Annotated in this window: 25 protein-coding genes; 15 read left to right on the top strand and 10 right to left on the bottom strand. The window is 36.2% G+C overall.

Features of this window, described 5'->3' with window-relative positions:
* Positions 1–146: 146 nt before the first annotated feature.
* The 9 genes from trpC (at position 147) to ACTJIP_RS07540 (ending at position 7,145) form a co-directional block, all read left to right on the top strand.
* The gene (trpC, locus tag ACTJIP_RS07580; RefSeq protein WP_077415139.1) at positions 147–920 is read left to right on the top strand and encodes an indole-3-glycerol phosphate synthase TrpC; all 774 of its coding nucleotides are present in this window, start codon (positions 147–149) and stop codon (positions 918–920) included.
* A 20-nt stretch (positions 921–940) separates the two neighbouring features.
* The gene (locus ACTJIP_RS07575; protein WP_175627213.1) at positions 941–1,621 is read left to right on the top strand and encodes a phosphoribosylanthranilate isomerase; all 681 of its coding nucleotides are present in this window, start codon (positions 941–943) and stop codon (positions 1,619–1,621) included.
* A 25-nt stretch (positions 1,622–1,646) separates the two neighbouring features.
* Positions 1,647–2,159 (top strand): hypothetical protein, encoded by a 513-nt coding sequence (locus ACTJIP_RS07570; protein WP_077415141.1) that lies wholly within the window; start codon positions 1,647–1,649, stop codon positions 2,157–2,159.
* Positions 2,156–2,701, top strand: coding sequence for a GNAT family N-acetyltransferase (locus ACTJIP_RS07565; RefSeq protein ID WP_077415143.1), 546 nt, complete (start codon positions 2,156–2,158; stop codon positions 2,699–2,701). The genes ACTJIP_RS07570 and ACTJIP_RS07565 overlap by 4 nt, the downstream gene beginning before the upstream one ends.
* A 4-nt stretch (positions 2,702–2,705) precedes the next feature.
* Positions 2,706–3,884 carry a tryptophan synthase subunit beta gene (gene trpB, locus ACTJIP_RS07560; protein ID WP_428168606.1) on the top strand — a complete coding sequence of 393 codons (1,179 nt, stop codon included), beginning with the start codon at positions 2,706–2,708 and terminating at the stop codon, positions 3,882–3,884.
* Positions 3,885–3,936: 52 nt separating this feature from the next.
* A complete protein-coding gene (gene trpA / locus ACTJIP_RS07555) occupies positions 3,937–4,671 on the top strand; it encodes a tryptophan synthase subunit alpha (protein ID WP_426480298.1) in 735 nt (244 codons plus the stop codon).
* A 31-nt stretch (positions 4,672–4,702) separates the two neighbouring features.
* Complete coding sequence (gene lipB, locus ACTJIP_RS07550; protein WP_077415149.1) at positions 4,703–5,431, top strand: lipoyl(octanoyl) transferase LipB; 729 nt, start codon at positions 4,703–4,705, stop codon at positions 5,429–5,431.
* A 373-nt stretch (positions 5,432–5,804) separates the two neighbouring features.
* The gene (locus ACTJIP_RS07545; protein ID WP_139348487.1) at positions 5,805–6,764 is read left to right on the top strand and encodes a protein-glutamine glutaminase; all 960 of its coding nucleotides are present in this window, start codon (positions 5,805–5,807) and stop codon (positions 6,762–6,764) included.
* Positions 6,765–6,869: 105 nt separating this feature from the next.
* The gene (locus ACTJIP_RS07540; RefSeq protein WP_077415153.1) at positions 6,870–7,145 is read left to right on the top strand and encodes a hypothetical protein; all 276 of its coding nucleotides are present in this window, start codon (positions 6,870–6,872) and stop codon (positions 7,143–7,145) included.
* Between the two features lie 28 nt (positions 7,146–7,173).
* Here the strand turns inward: ACTJIP_RS07540 and ACTJIP_RS07535 are convergent, their stop codons facing one another.
* Positions 7,174–7,926 carry an SDR family oxidoreductase gene (locus ACTJIP_RS07535; protein WP_077415155.1) on the bottom strand — a complete coding sequence of 251 codons (753 nt, stop codon included), beginning with the start codon at positions 7,924–7,926 and terminating at the stop codon, positions 7,174–7,176.
* A 260-nt stretch (positions 7,927–8,186) separates the two neighbouring features.
* Between ACTJIP_RS07535 and ACTJIP_RS07530 the strand changes: the two genes are divergently transcribed.
* The 4 genes from ACTJIP_RS07530 (at position 8,187) to ACTJIP_RS07515 (ending at position 10,316) form a co-directional block, all read left to right on the top strand.
* Positions 8,187–8,819 (top strand): NAD(P)H-dependent oxidoreductase, encoded by a 633-nt coding sequence (locus ACTJIP_RS07530; protein WP_440704315.1) that lies wholly within the window; start codon positions 8,187–8,189, stop codon positions 8,817–8,819.
* Positions 8,820–8,850: 31 nt separating this feature from the next.
* A complete protein-coding gene (locus ACTJIP_RS07525) occupies positions 8,851–9,285 on the top strand; it encodes a MarR family winged helix-turn-helix transcriptional regulator (protein WP_077415157.1) in 435 nt (144 codons plus the stop codon).
* Entirely contained in the window at positions 9,286–9,711 is a 426-nt protein-coding gene (locus tag ACTJIP_RS07520) for an organic hydroperoxide resistance protein (RefSeq protein WP_077415159.1), read from the top strand. It begins immediately after the preceding gene.
* Positions 9,712–9,881: 170 nt separating this feature from the next.
* Positions 9,882–10,316 carry a hypothetical protein gene (locus tag ACTJIP_RS07515; protein WP_426480304.1) on the top strand — a complete coding sequence of 145 codons (435 nt, stop codon included), beginning with the start codon at positions 9,882–9,884 and terminating at the stop codon, positions 10,314–10,316.
* Between the two features lie 52 nt (positions 10,317–10,368).
* Here the strand turns inward: ACTJIP_RS07515 and ACTJIP_RS07510 are convergent, their stop codons facing one another.
* The 9 genes from ACTJIP_RS07510 to ACTJIP_RS07470 form a co-directional block, all read right to left on the bottom strand.
* A complete protein-coding gene (locus ACTJIP_RS07510) occupies positions 10,369–11,004 on the bottom strand; it encodes a peptide deformylase (protein WP_077415163.1) in 636 nt (211 codons plus the stop codon).
* A gap of 248 nt (positions 11,005–11,252) precedes the next feature.
* Complete coding sequence (locus ACTJIP_RS07505) at positions 11,253–12,125, bottom strand: ChaN family lipoprotein (protein ID WP_219072425.1); 873 nt, start codon at positions 12,123–12,125, stop codon at positions 11,253–11,255.
* 168 nt (positions 12,126–12,293) lie between these two features.
* Positions 12,294–13,322, bottom strand: a complete 1,029-nt coding sequence (locus ACTJIP_RS07500; protein ID WP_180565516.1) for a hemin-degrading factor — start codon at positions 13,320–13,322, stop codon at positions 12,294–12,296.
* Between the two features lie 4 nt (positions 13,323–13,326).
* On the bottom strand, positions 13,327–13,977 hold the full coding sequence (locus ACTJIP_RS07495; RefSeq protein ID WP_440704314.1) for a class I SAM-dependent methyltransferase: 651 nt from the start codon (positions 13,975–13,977) through the stop codon (positions 13,327–13,329).
* Between the two features lie 2 nt (positions 13,978–13,979).
* On the bottom strand, positions 13,980–14,753 hold the full coding sequence (locus ACTJIP_RS07490; RefSeq protein ID WP_180565515.1) for a heme ABC transporter ATP-binding protein: 774 nt from the start codon (positions 14,751–14,753) through the stop codon (positions 13,980–13,982).
* Positions 14,753–15,793: a FecCD family ABC transporter permease gene (locus tag ACTJIP_RS07485; RefSeq protein ID WP_077415173.1), complete on the bottom strand. Its 1,041-nt coding sequence runs from the start codon at positions 15,791–15,793 to the stop codon at positions 14,753–14,755. The genes ACTJIP_RS07490 and ACTJIP_RS07485 overlap by 1 nt, the downstream gene beginning before the upstream one ends.
* Positions 15,777–16,655 (bottom strand): heme/hemin ABC transporter substrate-binding protein, encoded by an 879-nt coding sequence (locus ACTJIP_RS07480; protein WP_426480309.1) that lies wholly within the window; start codon positions 16,653–16,655, stop codon positions 15,777–15,779. The genes ACTJIP_RS07485 and ACTJIP_RS07480 overlap by 17 nt, the downstream gene beginning before the upstream one ends.
* Positions 16,656–16,677: 22 nt before the next feature.
* Positions 16,678–17,793, bottom strand: a complete 1,116-nt coding sequence (locus tag ACTJIP_RS07475; protein ID WP_440704313.1) for an HmuY family protein — start codon at positions 17,791–17,793, stop codon at positions 16,678–16,680.
* 16 nt (positions 17,794–17,809) lie between these two features.
* On the bottom strand, positions 17,810–19,915 hold the full coding sequence (locus tag ACTJIP_RS07470) for a TonB-dependent receptor plug domain-containing protein (RefSeq protein ID WP_180565514.1): 2,106 nt from the start codon (positions 19,913–19,915) through the stop codon (positions 17,810–17,812).
* Positions 19,916–20,010: 95 nt separating this feature from the next.
* Here ACTJIP_RS07470 and ACTJIP_RS07465 point away from each other — a divergent pair, with 95 nt between their 5' ends.
* Entirely contained in the window at positions 20,011–20,817 is an 807-nt protein-coding gene (locus ACTJIP_RS07465) for a T9SS-dependent choice-of-anchor J family protein (RefSeq protein WP_077415180.1), read from the top strand.
* A 194-nt stretch (positions 20,818–21,011) separates the two neighbouring features.
* Positions 21,012–22,304, top strand: coding sequence for a T9SS type A sorting domain-containing protein (locus tag ACTJIP_RS07460; RefSeq protein ID WP_077415182.1), 1,293 nt, complete (start codon positions 21,012–21,014; stop codon positions 22,302–22,304).
* Positions 22,305–22,428 lie beyond the last annotated feature (124 nt).

Here is a 22,428-nt window from a genome sequence, read left to right as displayed (position 1 = left end):
GATGAAGAACAATTAAGATCATAGCTAAAGCTATTTATTCAGCGACATCCTTCATTCTCCATCTTTGATGGAACTTAATTTATCTTATCATCTTAATATCCCTTAATGGTTTATCATTTTTATCATCTTATTAAATTCTGTATCAAATGACTATACTGGATAAAATTATTGAACAAAAAAAATTGGAGATTGCGGGAGCAAAATCACGTATATCTCTTGATCGATTAAAAAATACAGGCTTTTTTGGAAGAAAAACCTATTCTCTGAAAGAATCCATCAAAAATAAAAACGGGATTATCGCTGAATTTAAAAGACAATCTCCTTCAAAAGGGATTATCAACAATAGTGTAGAGCCTTTAGAAGTGGTTTCAGCTTACGAAAGCTTTGGAGCCAGCGGAATTTCTATCCTGACCGATCATGATTTTTTTGGAGGAAATTTAAATGATATTCTAAGTGTAAGAAATGATATTAAAATTCCGATCCTGCGAAAAGATTTTATGATTGATGAATACCAGTTCTATGAAGCCAAAAGTATAGGAGCAGATGTTATTTTACTGATTGCGTCTTGCCTTTCACCTGCTCAGGTAGATGAATTCACAGCACTTGCCCACGAACTGGAAATGGAAGTTTTATTGGAAATTCATACCGAAGATGAACTGAAACATTTTAATTCAAAAATTGATCTTGTGGGGATCAACAACAGAAACCTTAAGGATTTCAAAGTGGATCTTCAACATTCTGTTCAGTTGAAAAATCAGCTTCCCAAAGAAGTTTTATCTGTAGCGGAAAGCGGCATTTACAATCTTGAAGATTTTCAGTTTTTAAAAGAAAAAGGATTTGACGGCTTCCTGATGGGAGAATATTTTATGAAAAATACGAATCCTGCCAAAGCATTTGAAAATTTCTCAGTACAAATTTAATATATAAACCATACCTGATCATGAATCTGCAACCTTCCAGCACTCCAAAACTCAAAGTATGTGGTTTAACACAATTAAACCAGATTCAGGAGCTGATCGCTATGAACGTAGATTTCCTTGGCTTTATCTTCTATGCAAAATCACCAAGATATGTGTTGAATCATCTGAGCCTGGAAGAGATCTCTACTATTGATCATCACGGGAAAACAGGTGTTTTTGTGAATGAAGCCACGGATAACATTCTCAAAATTATTCAAAAAGCAGGATTACATTTTGTTCAGCTTCATGGTGACGAAAGTGATCGTTTCATTGCTGAATTAAGACAAAAACTGGATCCCGAAGTTAAGATCATTAAAGTGATAAGAATAGGAGAAAATGATTCAGATACCAAAAATAAAATATTGCAAACTTTTAACCTGCAACCAGCAACCTCGACTCTACAACCTATCTCCTATTACCTTTTCGATACAGATGGAAAAACATTCGGCGGAACGGGAAAACAGTTTGACTGGTCTTTATTGAAAGACCTTACTATTCCTCTGCCCTATTTTTTAAGTGGAGGTATTTCAGAGGAAAACATTGGAAATATCGAAGCATTACAACAAAAACCATATGCTTTAGATATCAATTCAAAATTTGAAACTGAACCAGGATATAAAGATATTGACCGCATAAAAAAGTTTAAAGACCTATATCAGTAAAAGATATAACAACTAAAAAAACACAATGATGAACATACACTTGCTAAAAAAGACATTTTATAAAACCTTATTTCCTCCTAAGTTCGGGAATGAAAAAATACAGTCTCTGTACCATTTTGTTGCTGAGAATGACAGTAATATCGAGCATTGGGAAGTTGGTGGATTATTGTCTGAGTTCATTGATATTATTAAAGATTTTCAGGAAACCGATATCCAGTATTTTTTTGAAAGAATCAGTTTATGGAACAGCTATTATCTTGTTATTATTTCAGATAAGTTTCTGGAAAACCATGTAAGATCAGTTATAAAATATGACTTAGGATTGATTTATGCTAAAATATTTCTGCTGTATGAAGATGCTGATTCTTATTATCTGATTGACAATCTGGAAATTGCAATTACCATGTATCAGTCACAAATAGATAAAGCAACTTTGATTGATTTGATGCATAAAATAGAATTATTACATTATAAAAAACTGATTACCAAACAACAACACGATTACCATCTTACATTTATTAATAGTTTGAATTCATGAAATATCAGATAAAAGAAACTAAGGATTTAACGGAAAGCGAGATAGAACATATCTTGCAGCTTTGGGATATTTCTGCCTGGAATACTATGAAACCTGCCTATTTCCGGACTTTTTTCAAAGATTCAGAATTTCATTTTATGCTGAATAGCGATGAGAATATACTGGCATTGATGCGTGTAAATTTTGATTTCACCTTAAAAATAACGGGCATTGACTATTCTTTTGGAGAAGCTGTAGGTCTCGTTTCTGCACATAAAAAGAAAGGATATGGAGCAGCTTTAGTCCATCATTTCGAAGAAAATGTCATTCAGAGAAATTTGGATACTATTGGTTTCTGTCATTCGGATCTTCGTCCTTTTTATGAAAAGTGTTCGATTGAAATTCTTCATGATAAAGCCAAAATGATCAAAGAAAGTATCGGTTCGGAATGGATAAACTCTGAAGATGATGATATTTTGATTTTTAATGTTTCAAAGGAAACAAAAGAACTGCTCAATCAGCTGAGCTCACAGAATAATGCTTATTTAATTAGTAAAGAATAAAAAAATGAATTATAAAAACCCCGATGAAAACGGATATTATGGAGAGTTTGGAGGTGCTTTTATCCCCGAAATGCTTTATCCTAATGTAGAAGAATTACAAAAAAACTATCTTGAAATTATAGAATCTGAAGATTTTCAGACTGAGTATCAGGATTTGCTGAAAAACTATGTAGGCCGTGCAACACCATTATATTTTGCTAAAAATCTAAGTCAGAAATACCAGACTCAGATTTATTTAAAACGTGAAGACCTCAACCATACCGGAGCTCACAAGATCAATAACGCTCTGGGACAGGTTCTATTGGCAAAACGTCTTGGAAAAACCAGGATTATTGCTGAAACCGGAGCCGGGCAGCATGGTGTTGCCACTGCTACAGCGTGTGCTTTACTTGGTTTGGAATGCATCGTTTATATGGGAGAAATTGACATCCAGAGACAGGCCCCGAATGTTGCAAGAATGAAAATGCTGGGTGCGGAAGTTGTGCCAGCTACTTCAGGATCAAAAACCCTTAAAGATGCCGTGAATGAAGCATTAAGAGACTGGATCAACAATCCTCAGACAACTCATTATGTAATCGGAAGCGTGGTAGGTCCTCATCCTTTCCCCGACCTTGTGGCAAGATTCCAAAGCATTATTTCAAAAGAGATTAAAGAACAACTTAAAGAAAAAATCGGTAGAGAAAATCCTGATTATGTGATTGCCTGTGTAGGTGGAGGAAGCAATGCTGCAGGAACTTTCTATCATTTTGCAGAAGAAAAAGAAGTAAAAATCATTGCTGCAGAAGCGGGAGGATTGGGAGTAGATTCAGGAAAATCTGCAGCTACTACATTTTTAGGAACTCTTGGTGTACTTCATGGAAGCAAAAGCCTTGTGATGCAGACGGAAGACGGCCAGGTGATAGAACCCCACTCTATCTCTGCAGGACTGGATTATCCGGGAATAGGGCCTTTTCATGCCCATTTATTTAAAGAAAAACGTGCTGAATTCTTTAGCATTAATGATGATGAAGCTTTAAAATGTGCTTTTGAACTGACCAGACTGGAAGGAATTATTCCGGCATTGGAAAGCTCCCATGCGCTTGCTGTTCTGGACAAGAAGAAATTTAATGAAAATGATGTTGTCGTTATTTGTCTGAGCGGCCGTGGAGATAAGGACATGGAAACGTATCTGAAAAACCTGTAGAATGTATTTCCCCGGCTGACATTCATTACATTATACTTTAATACCATAAAAAATGAAAAAACTAAATATATACTTCACCGCAGGAATTCCACAATTGGAAGATACCGCTGATATTATAAAACTGATTCAGGATTCCGGAGCAGATATGATCGAAATCGGAATGCCATATTCTGATCCTGTAGCAGACGGACCGGTGATTCAGAAGGCTCATGAACTGGCTTTACAAAACGGAATGACGATTGAAAAACTGTTGTCTCAATTAAAAGCGATCAAAAACGAAATCAGAATTCCGATTATTCTGATGGGTTATATCAACCCTGTATTGAGTTTCGGATTTGAGAGATTCTGTGCGGCATGCTCCGAAAGTGGTGTTTCAGGATTGATTCTTCCGGATCTTCCTCCAATCGAGTTTGAGAAAAATTATCAGCAGATTTTACAACAATATAACCTTAATTTTACCTTTCTGGTAACGCCGGAGACTTCTGATGAAAGGATGATCTATCTGGATTCTTTAAGTTCAGGTTTTCTGTATGCAGTAAGCTCTTCCTCCACAACAGGAAATGAAAATGCCGTTTTAAAAAATGAGAACTACCTTTCCAGAGTAGCATCCCTCCCGCTTAAAAATCCTGTGATGATTGGATTCGGAATCAAAACGAAAGAGGATTTTGAAAATGTAACGGAAAAAGCAGATGGCGGTATCATAGGAACAGCCTTTGTGAATATTTTGCTTCAGGATAAAGACTGGAAGAAAAGTGCCATAGATTTTATCCATTCAATCAAAGGGTAAAATTCACTAAATTTGTATATCAAAAATTGAAATGAATACAAATCAAAATAAATCAGTAGAATTTGAAGATTTAGGGGTCAAAGAATATCAGCCAGCCTGGGATTATCAGGAACAGCTGATGAAAAATATTATTGATACCAAAATAAAAAACAGGGATCTTCCTGCAGAACAACATAGTACTACTTCCAATCATCTTCTTTTTGTAGAGCATCCTCATGTTTATACTTTGGGAAAAAGCGGACATGAAGAAAATATGCTTGCCGGCATTGATAAACTGAAAGAGATTGATGCTACTTTCGTAAAGGTAAACCGCGGTGGAGATATTACGTATCACGGCTATGGACAGGTTGTAGGCTATCCTATCCTGGATCTTGAAAACTTTTTCACAGACATTCATTTATATATGAGAAATCTGGAAGAAGTGATCATCAGAACTATTGCCGAATATGGCATTAAAGGTGAACGTTCTCCGGGAGAAACAGGAGTATGGCTGGATGTAGGGAAACCTTACGCCAGAAAGATGTGTGCTATGGGGGTGAAAGCTTCCCGATGGGTTACCCTTCATGGTTTTGCCTTAAATGTAAATACGGATATGCGTTATTTTGAATATATCATTCCGTGTGGAATCAAAGATAAGCAGGTGACTTCTCTGAAAAGAGAACTTGAAAGAGAGCTGACATCCGAAGAAGTGGAAGAACTGAAAGCAAAAATCAGAAAACATTTTGCAGACGTTTTCCAAGCAGAATTGATCTACAAATAATCAAGACAGCTTAAGATATAATAAAAAACCAGTTTCAAATGTTGAAACTGGTTTTTTAGTTTAAATAATATCATATTATCAGAACATTTAGATTCCTACAGAATGACAAACTGTGGATAAAACTCCATTTCAATTGTGTCATTCTGTAGAAATCCAGACTTAATCAAAAAGAACTATTTCCCTCAATTACCACCATAATCATTAGTTTTTTGCCATTTTCAATATCATAAAATCAAAAATATAACAGGATAATGCGTTTTTTTGAAAAAAAATCTTGTATATATTTTAAATTTTATTATTTTTAATATCACAAAATAGTGAACTATTATCATTAGAAAGTTCACAGAAAATTAACCACCAAAATATAAAAACTATGAAAAAATTTCTGTTATCCATGATGGTTTTCGTAACGATGCTGTCATTCAACGCCTGTTCAGATTCAAATGCCAACCAGGACCCGAATCTTGTTGCCAAAGAGTCAAACGAAATTGCAATGAAAGATTTCGGCAAAACTGTTCCGGTAGGGATTGAAAAAGAAGATGGGAAATTTAAAATCTCATTTATGATTACTGCCCAGCCCTACTACATAAAGGACAGTAAAGAAAATGCAGGTTATATTTCCATGATCAGACAGGCAGTTGAAAATGAAACTCCTGTTCAGATTTTCCTTAAAACCAATACCAGCGAAATCGCAAAAGTAGACAAAGCAACAGATGAAGATATCCGTTATTTCAAATCTATCTTTACTAAAGATGTAAAAGAAGAAAGCAGAAAGGCTGTAAGTGTCATTCCTAACCTTGCCACTTTAAACAGTCTGTTTGCTCAGATTAAAAACCAGGCTTGCGGAACTTCTACAGCTTCTTCTCCGTGCATCACCTTCAGATATCCTGTTGACGGATGCTACGCAAGAGCTCACAAAATGAGACAAATACTATTGAATGCAGGATATGACTGTGAAAAACAGTTTGTATATGGTAACCTTAGAGCTTCTACAGGAACATGCTGCGTATCATGGGTATATCACGTAGCGATATTGGTAAGCTTTAAAAATGCTTCCGGAATTGTTGAAAAAAGAATCATTGATCCATCATTATTCTCCAGCGGACCTGTAACTGATGCTGCATGGAGAGCTGCATGTACCAATACAAGCTGTGGATCTGCTTCTGTATCTTCTTATGCCAATACAGCAGGAAATGTATACTACAGAAGCCCGGCAGGATCTTTACTGTATGATAACAATTATGTAAATACCAATTGTGTATTGAATATCTTCTCATCCCTTTCAGGATGTTCTCCTTCTCCTGCACCTAGCGTAGGAAGTTGTGGATTTTAACTAATTTATATAGGGCTCCTGCATTTATTTTGATACATTGCAGGAGCTTTTTACTTAATACTTTTTGCTATGAAAGCCTGGTCCTATTTACTATTACTTTTTATTATGATTACATCCTGTTCCGGTAATTCCAGTTCACAAAAATTAACATGGTATAACAATTCCGCCATCACAAATATTACTGAAGATCCGGACAAACCTAATGAAGTGGTACGCGTTGCCATTGGAATCAGTGCGCAGGTTTTTTATATATCAAAGAAGTCACCGGATTACAAGAGTCTCATAGAAAAAGCTACACTGAGCTTTAAAGAAAGTAAGACCTATAATATTGGTATTGAAAATAAGACCAATATTATCAAAGAAATTAAAGAGGTTAAATAATCTTTACGCTCTCTGAAATTGTACGCCATTATCTGATCACAGAAATTCCGGCATCCACTTTTACTTCAGCTCCATGAATATAGGAGGCTTCCTCTGAAGCAAGAAACAGAACCACATTAGCTATTTCTGACGGTTCGCCCTGTCTTTTAAAAGGTATGGTAGGAATAATATCTTCAATGGCACTTTCAATCTGTTCTCCGGTTAAGCCTGTATTATTAAAAATGTTTGTTTTAATATGTCCGGGACTCACCCCGTTGACACGGATACCTCGTTCAGTAAGCTCTACCGCAAATGTCTTAATGAAAGACTGCACTGCTGATTTGGCCGAAGAATACACGGAAAAATTATGCATCGCAATATCTGTCGCCACAGAAGTATTAAAAATAACGGAGCTTCCGCTATTCATCAATGGCAATAGCTGCTGCACTGTAAAAAAAGGACCTTTTACCAGGAGATTAAAAAGTTCATCAAACTGATTTTCATCCACATATTCTACAGGCGCAAATTTTCCATATCCTGCATTGGCAAAGACCAGATCAATATGTTCTGTATATTTTCTGACTTCCTGCCGGAGGTTCATCAGGTCTTTTATATTTCCTGCGTTGGATACGATTCCAAAAGCCTTTTCCCCCAGTTTTTCTAAAGCGATATTGACGGTCTCTTCACTTCTCCCTGTGATAATAACTTTTCCTCCTTCTTCGATGAATTTTTGAGCAGTAGCCAAACCCATCCCATTGGTTCCACCTGTAATCAAAGCGGTTTTGTTTTTAAATCTCTGCATTGTTTTTAGTTTAAATTTCTATTGCAAAGATTGGAATACAAAGGCTTTGAAAAAATCCGAATCATGCGGAAATGGATTAAAAGCAAATCGCTTATTTTCTGCTTATTTTAGTTCATCAATAATTGTCATCAATAAAATCTTTCAAAATTAAATTGCATACAATTTAATTGCTTGTATATTTGCAGTGTTGTTTTACTTCAATATAAAAAAATCAGGAAGTTTAATAATCGCCAAGTAGTATAATTTAAAACAAAGAAAAAATGTCATTAATAGAAAACCTAAACTGGAGACATGCTGTAAAAGCTTATGACCCGAACAAAAAAATTTCACAGGAAGACCTTACTACTATTTTAGAATCAGCAAGACTGGCTCCTACTTCATCCGGATTGCAGCCCTTCCGAATTATTGTAGTAGAAAACCAGGAGTTGAAAGAGCAAATGGTAGCCGGAGCTTTAAACCCTGAAGTAATGAGAGATTCTTCTCACGTTTTGGTATTTGCAGCATGGGACAGCTATTCTAATGAAAAAATTGACAAAGTTTACGATTATCATACGGATGTAAGAGATCTTCCGAGAGGACGTTTCGGAAGCTATACTGATACAATCAAGAAAATGTACGGAGCACAGACTCCTGAAGAGCATTTTGCACATACTGCCCGCCAGACTTATATTGCCTTAGGAATTGCTCTTGCACAGGCGGCAGAACTTAAAATCGACAGTACTCCGGCAGAAGGATTCAACAATGCTGTAGTGGATGAAGTACTGGGATTAAAAGAACTGGGATTAAAAAGTGTAACTCTTTTATATCTTGGATACCGTGATGAAGCTAATGACTGGCTTTCTTCTATGAAAAAAGTCAGAATTCCAATGGATGAATTTATCATAAAAAAGTAATACCTTCATCGAATCTTTCGTACCAAAACTTATGGAAAATCCGAAAACACCTAAACTAGAAAACCAGATTTGCTTCCCGCTGTATGTTATTGCCAAGGAGATTACAGGACTTTACCGTCCTTTCCTCGATGAGCTTGACATGACGTATCCGCAATACCTTGTAATGATGGTATTATGGGAAGGTGACGGACTTACGGTAACGCATATCGGAGAAAAACTGTATCTGGATAGTGGAACTTTAACACCTCTTCTTAAAAGACTGGAGTCTAAAGGATTTATCAGCAGAAAAAGAAAAAAAGAGGACGAAAGAGTGGTTGAAGTATTTTTAGATGAGGCTGGCAAACAGCTTCAGAAAAAGGCATGTGAAATTCCGGGAAAAATTCAGGAAAAACTGGGTATACAGCCGGAAGAACTGCTGCATCTTAAAGACACAGTCCTAAAAATATTAAACAAAATAGAAAAATAAATGAAAACATTATATACAACTCAGGTAACTGCTCAAGGAGGCAGAAACGGACATGTAAAAAGTGAAAACGGAGTTTTGGATCTTGAAGTAAGAATGCCAAAAAATCTGGGAGGAGCCAATGATGATTTTGCCAATCCTGAAATGCTTTTTGCAGCTGGATATTCTGCATGTTTCGACAGCGCTCTGAACAGAGTAATCAGCCTTTCTAAAGTGAAAACCGGAGAAACAACTGTTACTGCACAAGTGAGCATTGGCCAACTTGAGAACGGAGGTTTCGGTCTGGCAGCAGAGCTTGACGTCAACATTCCCGGAGTTTCTATTGAGGAAGCACAGGCTCTGACAGAAAAGGCACACCAGATCTGCCCTTATTCTAATGCAACCAGAAATAATATGGAGGTGAAACTATCAGTAACCAACAACGATTAATCCAATTTTTTTTAAGCATAGTTATAACGAAATGAGCTGTTTCCATGGAAACAGCTCATTTCTATTTTATATTTTTAACCCCAGATTTCTCAGATGGACACAGATGATTGCGTTTATTTTAAAAGACTGATTCGGCTATTACTCTCTTAAAAATAGATTAATTTTGTATCATGGACATTATTACAGATATCGTTTGTCAGGTGTATGCAGGACAAAAATCAAGAAAGACAATCAATTTGGTATTGAATACATTTCTTCCCGGCTACGAAAAATTAAATCTTGATTATACTTATCCAAGACACGACAGGAATTATATTTTTAAAACGGAAGATGAAATGATTGGTTATTTCATTGAAACGCCTTCCATCACCCAGACTTTTTATTGGAATAAATATCATGATAATCCCAACAAAATCATGGTAGGTGCAGATATTACTGATGACGACAAACTTATTATGAGCCTGACCTTAAATGGTACCAAGGAAACTGAAAAAATGTATTTCGACCAGCTCAAAAGTATTTTACAATCTGATATTGGAGTGATTTCACACGTTGATCCCTCAGATTATGAAGATGGAGAAGATTTTATTTTGAAATATAGATAAACAAATTATAGCGCACTGACATAATTCATAATTCATAACTCATAACTCATCATCACCTCCTGTCTTTATTTACATCACTTTTCTGATAGGCATCTACCTTTTTATAAGAATCATTTTTTTCTTTTTCTTTTTTATCGGAAATCAGAATTCCGAAAAGATGGTCGATCTCATGTTGGAAAATTACCGCTGTAAAACCTTCTACAATTTCTGAATATTTCTGTCCTTTCAAATCAATATATTCCAGCTGAATCACTTTACTTCTGTAGAACTGATCTCTGAAATCGGGAATAGACAAATCTCCTTCAGGCCCAAGATTCTGCAGATCGGAATGCCAAACAATGACAGGATTAATAAAATATTCCAAAGGAGTTCCTTCTTTGTCAAAACGTTGTACCCAGATAACTTTTCTGTTGATTCCCACCTGAGGCGCTGCAATTCCTACTCCGCCATCCGTAGAAAGAAGAGATTCTTTCATTCTTTTTACCAGAATAGCTGTATTCGGATCAAGGGGATCAATTTCTGAAGAAATACTCAATAGTGTTTTATGTTGATTGGTATCGGTAGTCTGATAGATGGGCAATGCAGTATTTGTATCACCTTGATTAATTAACGAAATTTCATTGGAAGTGAGTTTTTGGGCATTGATCAGTCCGATAAGAAAGATCAGCAGAATGGATATTTTTTTCATGTTTTTTGGAATGTTGTACAAAGGTAAAAATTGTGGAATAAAAATGATTATTCAATAATTAATTTTACGTTTTGGCTAAAGCCAATGGAAGTTTTGTTATAAAAAATAAACGGGCTAAAGCCCGTTCCTATTGAATTCAATGTAAGTAGTTTATTTTTGCCATTTTGAAAGGAATGCAATGCAGTGAAGAATCTCATAATTAATAGTAAGATTCTTCCTTCGTCAGAATGACACTTTTGTAAAAAAAATTAAAAAGTCTTAGTCATATCTCCCGGAATAATCAGATTGAAATCTGTCGGGATATAGTCTTTGGCCGGCACTTTCAGTTCAGGATCTCCTGATTCAAAAACAGAGATTACTGCCATTTTCAAATTAGGATTTTTCTGTTTGATATACCAATAGATTCCGCCAAATTCTTTGCTGTGATAGTTTCCGTTGTAATGGATAAATGTTTTTCCGGCCTGATAATTTTTCAGAATAGATTCTGCCATTGTAGCATCTTTCGTTGCCTGGGCTGAAATAAAATTCATCACTTTTGTTCCTTCTGCATGATCTCCCATCATCTTTTTCATTTCTGGATATCCTGGGGTGTCCAGCGTAACTTTGATAGGCAGCTGAGCAATGTATGTTTTCTCTTTTCCGCTTAATTTATTCAGGGATTCAAGACCTTCCTTCGCGGTTTGAGAGGCATATTTCCTTGGGATATTGGTAGCAATAAAATTCAGTTTTTTATCTTTAGCAAAATCAACCAGAGGTTTATAATCTGTTGCATAATTGTTCCATAAACGGGCAGAGTCTTTCAATGTCTTAGCATCAAATTTCCCGTTTAAATACTGATTCAGCTGTGCCTGATTATCTCGTTCAAACATTTCTGCGCCTAAAATAAGCTGACCGTTCTTTTTTGCAAACAAGGCTTCTGTAATTTTAAGCTGAAGCCAATGATTGATAGAACTGTTATGATTTTCTCCAAAAAAGACCACATCATAATCCGCCAGTTCTTTCACCAGTTTGTCAGTCTTTATTTCCTTTCCTTTCTTATCATAAAACTGGTAAGCTTTAAAGTCCTGGGCCTTCAATGAACAGAAACCGGCAAGCAATATCGCTATGAAAATATTTTTCATTTTATTTTATATTTAACCACAAATTACACAAATATTTTGGCAGTTATTGCACTGTAACAGCACATCTTCTTTATTTAAATCTTAAAATTATTTTTCGCCAAAACCTGAAATAAAAAAGACCGCTTTGAATTTCAAAAACAAAACGGTCTCATTCAAATCATCTAATTATTACTTTTCTAATGCTGCTACAAGGTCCTTCCACTCCTGAAGCTCAGGAATTCCAGGTTTCCTTTTTCCAAAGAACTGAACAATAAAGTCTCCTTCATTGTTGAATACTTCGATAGCTGTTACTTCTCCGTCCTCCGTTGGTTTTTTAACGATCCAAGCTTCTGCAATTTTCGTTACATCAAGGTGTAAATTGAAATCAGGATCCATTACGTTGAACCATTGCTGGTGCCAAAGTGTTTTCTTCACATTTCCTGTGTGAATCTGAATAATTCCTCTGTTTCCGACGAAAACCATGATCGGTGTATTTTTTTCAGAAGCATCTTCAAGGATGTTTACCACTTTTGCGTTATCGATTTTCTTAGCAAATCCTTCCGGAGCTAATCTTAATGCCTGTGTTCTGCTTACTCCATATTTTCTTGTCATCATGAAAAAATCATGTGTGTCTTTCAATTCTGTCCAAGCTTTTTTGAATCCTTCTACATCAATTTCAGAATCTGCTTTTTCTGGCTGTTTTGGAGCTACAGCTTCAAAAGCCAATACCTGATTCTGATCTTCTGCTTTGAATTTTTCTACAATCGCATCGAAACCAGCTTCATTGCTATTTTTAGTCAAATAAATCTTGTGAAGTGCCAAGCCGTCTTTCCCGAAAAACTGAAAGCTTTTCTTATCTCCTTCCAGTACTGCAAAAGCAAATTTCCAGTGGTTAAGGAAAATTCTAAGGTCGATATCTTCACCTACAAAAAGCTGTGCATGAGGGCTGCTGAAATCTCCGTTTAGATACGTTCCTTTTCTTTCATGAACACACTCATCGTTACGGGTAAGAGCCATTACTTTTCCTAACTGCTCAGCTTCTGTAAGGATTCCCTGGAAATCCGGGTTCAGGACAGTAACTCCTTCTCCAATGCTTGTTGCCAATAATTCGGCTTCACTTACTTCTAATTGTGCTGCTGCATTTCTTATTCTGATATGTGGATTTTCTGCTTTCAGAGCTTCCCATTTTTCCTTTAAATCATTAACTAATGTGCTCATTACTTTACTTTTTTATGGTTAAAATTGTATAAATTCTTTGTATTGTTTCGTTTCCTGTTTTACTTTTTATTTCTTCTTCTTTTTCAGAAGTTTTCATTCTTTTAAAATGACTTTTGGAGATCAGTTCTTCCATTTCACTGTTGTTGTACAGGATGAAGTCATATTCCATAAACGGCAGTTTTTCCATGAATTCTCTTTGTCCGAATGTAAGAACGAATGTTCCGTCATCTTTTAAAACCCTGTATATCTCATTTAAAAATTCTACCGGATTTTCCCAGAAATAGACTGTATTGACTGTAAATATTTTATCAAAAGCTCTGTCCTGGAAAGGGAGTTTACTGCCTTCATACAAAACAAAATCTGCCTGGCTTTCAAATTCTTTATTGAGCCTTTTGGCTTCATTATGCATGGTTTCAGAAATATCAATCCCGGTATATCTGAGATTTTTGGCAAGACTTATTATACTTTTCAGGTGTGCGGCATTCCCGTGTCCTATTTCGAGGATTTGCTGATCATCATCTACCACCAGTGTTTTGATACTTTCTAACGTCATACTGATGTTAGTGGCATTCATCATTTCACCAATCTCGATGCCTTTTTCCCCCTGAGGATTGGCAAGATTCTGTGCAAGGATTTTGAGTTCTTCTTTTTCCATGGTTATCCAAAAATGATCATAGGGTTATTGGTAATTGGGTGTTCGCAAATGGTACAGGGAAAATTATAGGCATTGCTGATATTTTCTGCTGTAAAAACTTCCTGTGGAGTTCCATAGGCGGAAACCTGTCCTGATTTCATTAATAAAATTTTGTCTGCAAATTGTGCCGCAAGGTTGAGATCATGCAAAACAACAATGGCACTATTGGCTTTTTTTGTAAAATTTTTGATAATTTCCAACGCCTTATACTGATGTTTTATATCCAAATTGTTCAAAGGTTCATCCAGAAAAACCAGTTTGTGGGCAATTTCATTTTCAAGCTGTGCCATTACTCTTGAAAGATGTACACGCTGCTTTTCTCCTCCTGAAAGTGTATTGTATTCTCTTTCTTTAAGATGAAAAATATCAGTTTCGTACATCATATTGTTCATGGCTTCCAGATCTTCTTTTCCGGGCTGAGCATCAAAATACGGATATCTTCCCATCATGATCACATCTTTTACCTCAAGCGGAATATCATTGCTGTTGTGCTGTGAGAACTTTGCTTTATGTTTTGAAAGCTCTTTGATATTCCATTCTCTGATGGGTTTATCCTTAAATAAAACCTTATTATTTCCGGATTTCACTTCATCTGCCAATACGCTCAGAAGACTTGACTTTCCTGCTCCGTTAGGTCCTACAATAGCCAAAAATTCACCATACTCCAGAGAGACATCTACCCCGTCCAGAATTCGGAAATCTTTATGTTTATAATTAATCTGGTGTGCCTTGATCATTACAGTGACTTTTTAAATTTAACCAAAATAGCGATAAAAATAGGTCCTCCCATTAAGGCTGTTAAAATACCGATCGGCAGTTCTGACGGTGCTACAATACTTCTGCTGAAGGTATCTGCTGTCAACATTAAAATGCTTCCGCACATTGCCGATAATGGCAAAATAAAAGCATAATTGGATTTGAATAAGAGTCTTAAAATATAAGGTACAATAAGACCTACAAAACCTATAGTTCCTGAGAATGCCACACAGCTCCCTACCATTAAAGCTACAATAATAATAATCTGTTTTTTCAGCCTTTCCACATTGATTCCCAGATGGTGTGCATCTTTTTCTCCCAGCATCATTGCATTCAAAGCTTTACCTTTCGGCAATAAAATGATATAGGCAATGATCATAACAATGGCCAGAATGATATTCTTAGTCCATGTTGCTGCTGCCAAACTTCCTAAATTCCAAAAGGTAAGATCTCTAAGCTGCTCATCTTTTGAGATGTAGATCAGAAATCCGGTTACTGAAAAACCGATAGCCGTTATTGCGACTCCCGTAAGCAGCATCATGACCACATTTGTTTTTCCTCCGCTTGTTGAAATTCTGTAGACCAACATCATTGATAAAAAAGAACCGATAAACGCCGCGATTCCTACCAGTGAAAATTGTACAGCCTCAGGAAGATATTCTTTGAAATGTCCTCCTAAAACAATCGCAATTGCTGCCAGCAAAGTTGCTCCCGATGTAAGTCCTATTAAATCTCCCGTTGCCAAAGGATTCTTGAAAAGTCCCTGAAGACTTGTTCCTGAAACCGACAACATACTTCCTACTAAAATTGCCATGATAATTCTGGCTGCTCTTACGTCCCAGATTACATATTTATCACTCAATGATAAATTGGAATCTCCTTTTATAAATTGCCACAGTGCCATGAACGGAGAGTTTCCTCCAAAATCATAAACTCCTGTATTAAGTGACAGTACTGCTATAATAGTAAGCAGTACTGCACTTATAATAAGATAAAAGTATAGTTTACTTTGTGTTTTCAATTAAAAGTTTGTTTAATCCTACTGCTGCTTCTCCTAATCTCGGCCCGAAACCTGATACTAAACCTCCGTCCATTGCGATGATTTTTTTATTCTTCCCTGCATTCGTTTGGGAAACACCCGGCATTTTAAGAGCGCCTTCATTTCCTCCAGCTCCCTGTAAACCTGTTTCAAAGAAGAACAGTACATCAGGATTGGCTTTTACAACAGCTTCCGGGGTCAATGGTTTGAAATCTTCAAAATCAGTTACGGCATTTTCACCGCCTGCAAGGGTAATTAATGAAGCCATTGGTGTATTTTTACCACTCACCATCAGCATATTTCCTCTGGCATAGATGAACAATACTTTTGGCTTTTTAGCAATAGTCTGTACCTGTTTAAGATCTGCATCAATCTTGTCATTCAGTTTCTGGTAGTCTGTATTTCCGATAGCTTTTGCTACAGATTCAATCAACTTTTTAGTTCCTTCTACCGTATACTCCTGTTTGAATACTTCAGTTTTAATTCCTGAAGATTTTATTTTCCCCATCAATTCCGGGTTGATATCTTTATCAGAAGCTAAAATTAATGTCGGAGAGACTGCCATGATCGGCTCAATAGTCATTGATCTCATGTGGCCTAAATCTTTAGCTGTAGCTTTTAAAGATGCAGGATAAGTACTTGTAACATCCGTTCCTACGATTTCTTTTTCGTGGCCCAGGGCAGATACTATTTCAGTAATTCCTCCACTTAATGTTACTATTTTATTGTTGGTCTTTGGTGCTTCAGAAGTAGCTTCCGTTGTACTTTCTTTTGGTGATCCTTCTGCCTTTTTGCAAGAATACACTGCTACAAGTACAGAAGCTGCAAGAATGAATTTTTTCATGATATACTATTATTTGATTATTTTATAAAGGTTCAAATTCAAAATTGGTGTACCCCCGGTTTCCGTTTTCGTCTTTCATTTTGTTAAACCTCAGTTTAAAGTAGAACCCTTCAGCATCTTTCAATACAAAGAAACGGTCTGAATATACAAATGGAACCGGATTCGATGCCGTCCCCGTGGTTGTTCTCCACTTATCACCAATGGCTCTGTGATCATTAAATACAAATTTGGCGGGCTCAACATCTTTCAGTTTAAATGCAGTATATGCCTGATCCAGACTTCCTGTAACACTTACCTGATAAGCGCCTACTCCATTTAAGGTATTGGTAGTTACAAAATCTGCATAGAAGTAGCTTCCCGCACTGGTTGTAGGTCCCATGAATACCTCATTGGTAAACGTTGTGAATGCTAAATCCCATCTTTTTTTCTTAGGCTGAATCTTTACCGGTGTACCCGTTTTCAGATTAAAGAATGTGAAATTGTATTCAGTATCTTTTGTAATGATATATTCTTTAATATCTGTTCCTGTTGCATTCAAATCGGCATAGCGAATCTTGTATCCATTTTGAGCTCTCAGAATCTGAATTTTTTTCCATCCTCTCGGATCACCGGATAATGAAACGGAACCGGCCCCAATATTGGCTGCGGAAGGTATTTCTCTTCCCATATTGATTAGATAAACAGGATTATCAGCGTCATTTTCTTTGATGGCATCAATTCCGGAAGTCTGATTTAGGAAATCTCCATTCGGATTGTCAATATATTTCATATTGGCAGCATCAAATGTTCCTACCTGAGCAATTTCTTTCAAGCTTGCTGCATCAGCATCTTTTACTTTACTGATATCTGTAGCATCAGGTATTTTAATAACTGTCATAGCAAGAGATCCGTTCATAATCACACGAAATTTATCTCCTGTATAAAAACCAAGATCCCAATCTGTTCTGCTGTTGATAGCCGGATTGGTGTAATCACTCAGATCAATCCAAACCTGATTAGGTTCTGTAGGACCACCCACTTTTACGTTAACTTCTGACCCAGTCATAGGTGGAACCGGAACCGGATCTTCATCTGCAGAAAGGCAAGACTGAGTGGCCACCATGACGGAAAGAATAGAAAATATTTTTAAATACTTCATAACAGTAACTTATTATTTAAAATTGAAACATTAATCGGGCAAAATAGCTTCTGCCGTAGTATAAATTAACAAAACCGTTCGCTGCTGTATGGGCTGAACCCGCAATTGCAGTAGAGTTTAACCTCGTCACATCAAATATATTTTTCACCCCCGCAGAAATTTCGAAATGCTTATTCCAGAAAGGCTGGCTTACGATGAAATCCATCATATGAAAACTGTCTACTTTTCCCAGGCGGAAGCCACTTGCCCCGTCAGACACATAGATTCTGTCCGGACCTGTAAATTTGTAATAAAGGGCAAAATTGGTATCGGTATTTTTCAGTTTGTAAGTTGCCGAAGCTCCTGCCTGTACTAAATACTGGAAGTCTGTAGGAGAAGAGGATGTTAATTCATTCATTGATACCGATGTTCCGTTTACTGATCCTCTTAAAGACAAAGCAAACTGATCTTTTCTAAAATCTACATTGGCTGAGAATAATAGATTTTTATAGGTATTAAGATTCATGTATTTGTAGGTAGAAGGTTGTTTTACCACCACCATTTCAATCCTGTCACGTACATCCAGATATAATGCATCTACTCCGTAAGCTATTTTCCAGCCATTATTCACTGAAAAATTCTGATTCCAGAAAAGTCCTGCTGAGAATCCTTTTTCAGGATTTAAATCCGGATTTCCCTGTACATCATGGTTAAGATTTACAAAATAGGTGTACAGTTCGTCATATTTAGGAAAACGGTTTGCTGATCCTACGATCGCTCTAAGATTTGAATTCTCAGAAGTTTTATATCTTGCTGATAAGGAATAGTTGTATTGATTGTTAAAGTTTTCACTAAGGGAAAGTCTTACTCCCGGTCTTAATGAAAGTTTGTCTGAAACATTCCATTCTGCAGAAAGGAAGTTGGAATAGGTAAATATTTTTCTTTTTACGGCTTCTCCAAAGAAATCTCCTGCAATCAGTGCAGCATAACCATTAGTATAGTCTAATTCATATCCTAACTGAAAATCAAAAACTTTGCTATCCAGGAAGTTACTGAACATCCCTCTTGAGTAGATGACATCTGTCTTATAATAGGATTTTTCGTCCTGACGGCTCTTTATCGCTCTGTTTGGAATGTCGTAATTGTAGTCGTAATACTTTCTGTCCTGATTCTGATAGGAGAAGTCTCCCATGTACCGGATATGCCCCAGATTAGTTTGAATGTTAAACTGGTGTACCCAGCGGTCTGTATTGTACCTTCTGTCTCTACTTTCATAAGAAACTCCACCTACACCGTCATTAAGCGGGTTTCGGCTTACTTCCGGGTTGTAGAAGTTGAATTTCTCATTAAGATAGGACAGCTTGTAGAAGAATGTTGTTTTATTTTTCGTATATCTTAGCAATGCAGAAGCATCATACTGGTCTTTCGGATTCCATTCATATCCTCTCTGATTGTCCTGTCCGAAATATTTGTAACCTTTGCTTTCTCCTTCATATCCCATAAACTGGTTATGGTTGAAATTGATACTTGCAAACCATTCATTGCTGATGTTATAATCTATATTCAGGTTTTGAATATGTCTTCCGTTCCCTCTTTTCTTAAGATCGTAATTATCTCTTACGGTTTCTTCCTGTATTGAACCTCTTACACTTACTTTTTTTGTACTGGTTTTCTTGGTGATAATGTTGATTACCCCGGCAACAGCTCCATTTCCATATTCAACGCCCATACTTCCTTTTACAATTTCAATTCTTTCGATATTGCTTAAGGTAATTTTTGTAAGATCAATATTACTTCCCAATCCTGTATCTCCTACTACCGGAATATTGTCTATAAGGATTTTTACATAATCACCATTAAGTCCCATGATATTGGCAGTGGAATTTCCTGAACGGGTATCCGGAGTGATCTGTATGTTAAGACTTTGATTTAAAACCTCGGCAACATTAGTCGCCGCCATGTTTTTAATCTGTTCTGCATCAATAACCTCAACCTTATATATTGATTTGTTAATGGACTGCTGCATATACTGTCCTGTAATAACAACTTCTTCAATTTTCTTTTGATTAAGAGAATCCTTTTCTTGTGCATTCATCCATAAGGCTACAGATAATGATAGAACGGAAAGCACTTTCTTCTTCATAAGGGTACAAATTTTCGACAAATATAAAACTTTATTTAGACTCATTAAAAATAAATATATATTTTTGTGGAATAATTCTAAATAAAAATAATCTCATGAAATTAAAATTACTTTTAGGAACTCTGATGTTTACAGCCTTAACAGCAAATGCTCAGGTATCTAACATCAATGAAAATTTCAATAACTTTACTGCAGGTAATACTACTTTCCCTCAGTTTGGATGGGCTGCCATTGTTGCTCCAATAACCGGAGAATTTCCTCCCGTACCTCCGAGAATGATTGTAGCAGGTGATTCAAACAGGTTCGTTCAATCCTACGCAGGAAATAATGCGACAGGGTCTTCATATCTGATTTCACCACAAATTGAAACTCCAACCGGAAATAAAACATTGACTTTTGATACTACTTTAGTGTCTCCATCTCCTGGTCCGGGAAGTATTCAGATTGGAGTAGCATCCAATCCTGCGGATATGTCAACATTTGTTCCTGTCGGAAGCCCTATCAATGTATCAGTTATTGGTACAGTTCAGAATATCAGTGTAAATATTCCGGCATCTACAGGTTCATATATTGTATTTAAATTTACTCCTACAGCAACACACGTTGCGATCCAGGTTGATAATGTCGTTTATAACACAACAGCTTCTTTAGGAGTAAATGACAATAATAAAGTGACAGAAAATCTCAGATTTGCATTAAATTCTGATCAGACAGCATTGGAATTTAAATCAAAAAAAGATCTTAAAAATATCAGTATCTATTCTGCTGCAGGACAGAAAGCAGCAGAAGGAAAACCAAACGGACAAATATTTGATATCAGTACACTTCAGACAGGAGTATATTACATGAATATTGAAACTGCAGAAGGAAAACTTATCCAATCAAAATTTATCAAGAAATAAGGTTTATTAGACTATTATCTACCTTTTCAAAGCCGGCGGGACTATTCCTTCCGGCTTTTTTATTCTTATTTTTTACTTATCAAAAGTATGATTAAAATAAAAACACGATAAAAATCATGTTTTTATTTAGACTCATTAAAAATAATTATATAATTTTGTAGAATCATTCTAAATAAGGATTTAAAAAATAAGTTATGAAAACAAAACTATTATTGGCTTCAGTATTGGCAATGTCTGTTCAGCAGACTGTTTTGGCACAAACTGATGCATTTGGATACTCACAGGTAAATATGACAATGGGAAGCGGATATCAAAACAGAGTTTTTGTAAACCTTGCAGATGGTAATATGGTTTCTCAACCTGCCAATACCTGGGATGTTGCTTTTTATAGAAATTCAAACTATGCATTTGGATCAAGAATAAATGATGCAAAAGATATCGAAGTATTCACTGCTTCAACAAATCTAGCAGACTGGGATAACATCAGCATCAGCAATGAATCTTCATGGGGAGACCCTCTTTATAACCCGGATCAGACCACTGACTGGAGCCAGGGAGCTTTTGAACAGGGACCTGTGACATCTCCAAACCCCAATATCCCTTCAACAGGATGGGGAGTTTACAACCCGATAAATCACCATATCCAGGGGAAAGCTATTTTTGTGTTAAAATACCCTTCAGGAACATACATCAAATTTGCCATTGAAGATGCCTTTGCAGGATATACTTTTAAATATTCAAAATGGAACGGTACTGCATGGGGAGCTACAGAAACAAGAACAATCGCTAATGGAACGGATGATTCTTATTTTAATTATTTCTCATTTGATACAGGAGCAAAAGTTCCTAGTCTGGAACCATCAAGAACTGCATGGGATTTCATATTTACTAAATATTATACATTCTATATGGGGGTACAGATGTATCCACTTTCCGGAGCAATCCAGAGCCCAAACATTAAAGTAGCAATGGTACAGCCGGAAACTCAGGCCACAACAGCCTATACAATTCCTGCCACAGCAAGTTTCTCATCAGCTATTACTACTGTAGGACATTCTTGGAAAGGGATAGGAACCGTTAAAAATGATGTTGTCTACTACGTCAAAAAGGGAAATGATTACTATAGAATGTACTTTACTACAAACGGTGGAGCAAGTACAGGAAATATGTATTTTAAATACAAGAAGATTACTGAAACATTAGGTATTACAGAAGTTGGGAAAAAGGCTTCTTTTGGTATTTATCCTAACCCTGCACCAGCTGATAAAAAAATAACGGTTCTTTTTGATGTTAAAGAAAAAGCAAGCAACAAAGGAAATGTAGAAGTCTATGATCTTACCGGTAAAAAGGTATATTCTGCTGAACTTACGAATCAGGCAGGATTCTACAAACAGGATCTGAATCTTTCTACACTTACATCAGGGAATTACCTTGTAAAAATTACTTACGGAGGTCATTCGGAAACGAAAAAGCTTATCGTAAAATAAATATTTTATTTTAATACTTTCTATTTTTTCTAATAAAAAGGCGGTTTCAAGCTATTGAGACCGCCTTTTATTTTTTAAGGAAACCGAAAAAATCTTTAAGTCTTTATTCTTAAATCTTTCAATC

It is taken from the genome of Chryseobacterium sp. 22543 (assembly GCF_052044565.1).
Lineage (GTDB): Bacteria > Bacteroidota > Bacteroidia > Flavobacteriales > Weeksellaceae > Chryseobacterium.
This window is presented reverse-complemented; position numbering and strand designations above follow the sequence as displayed.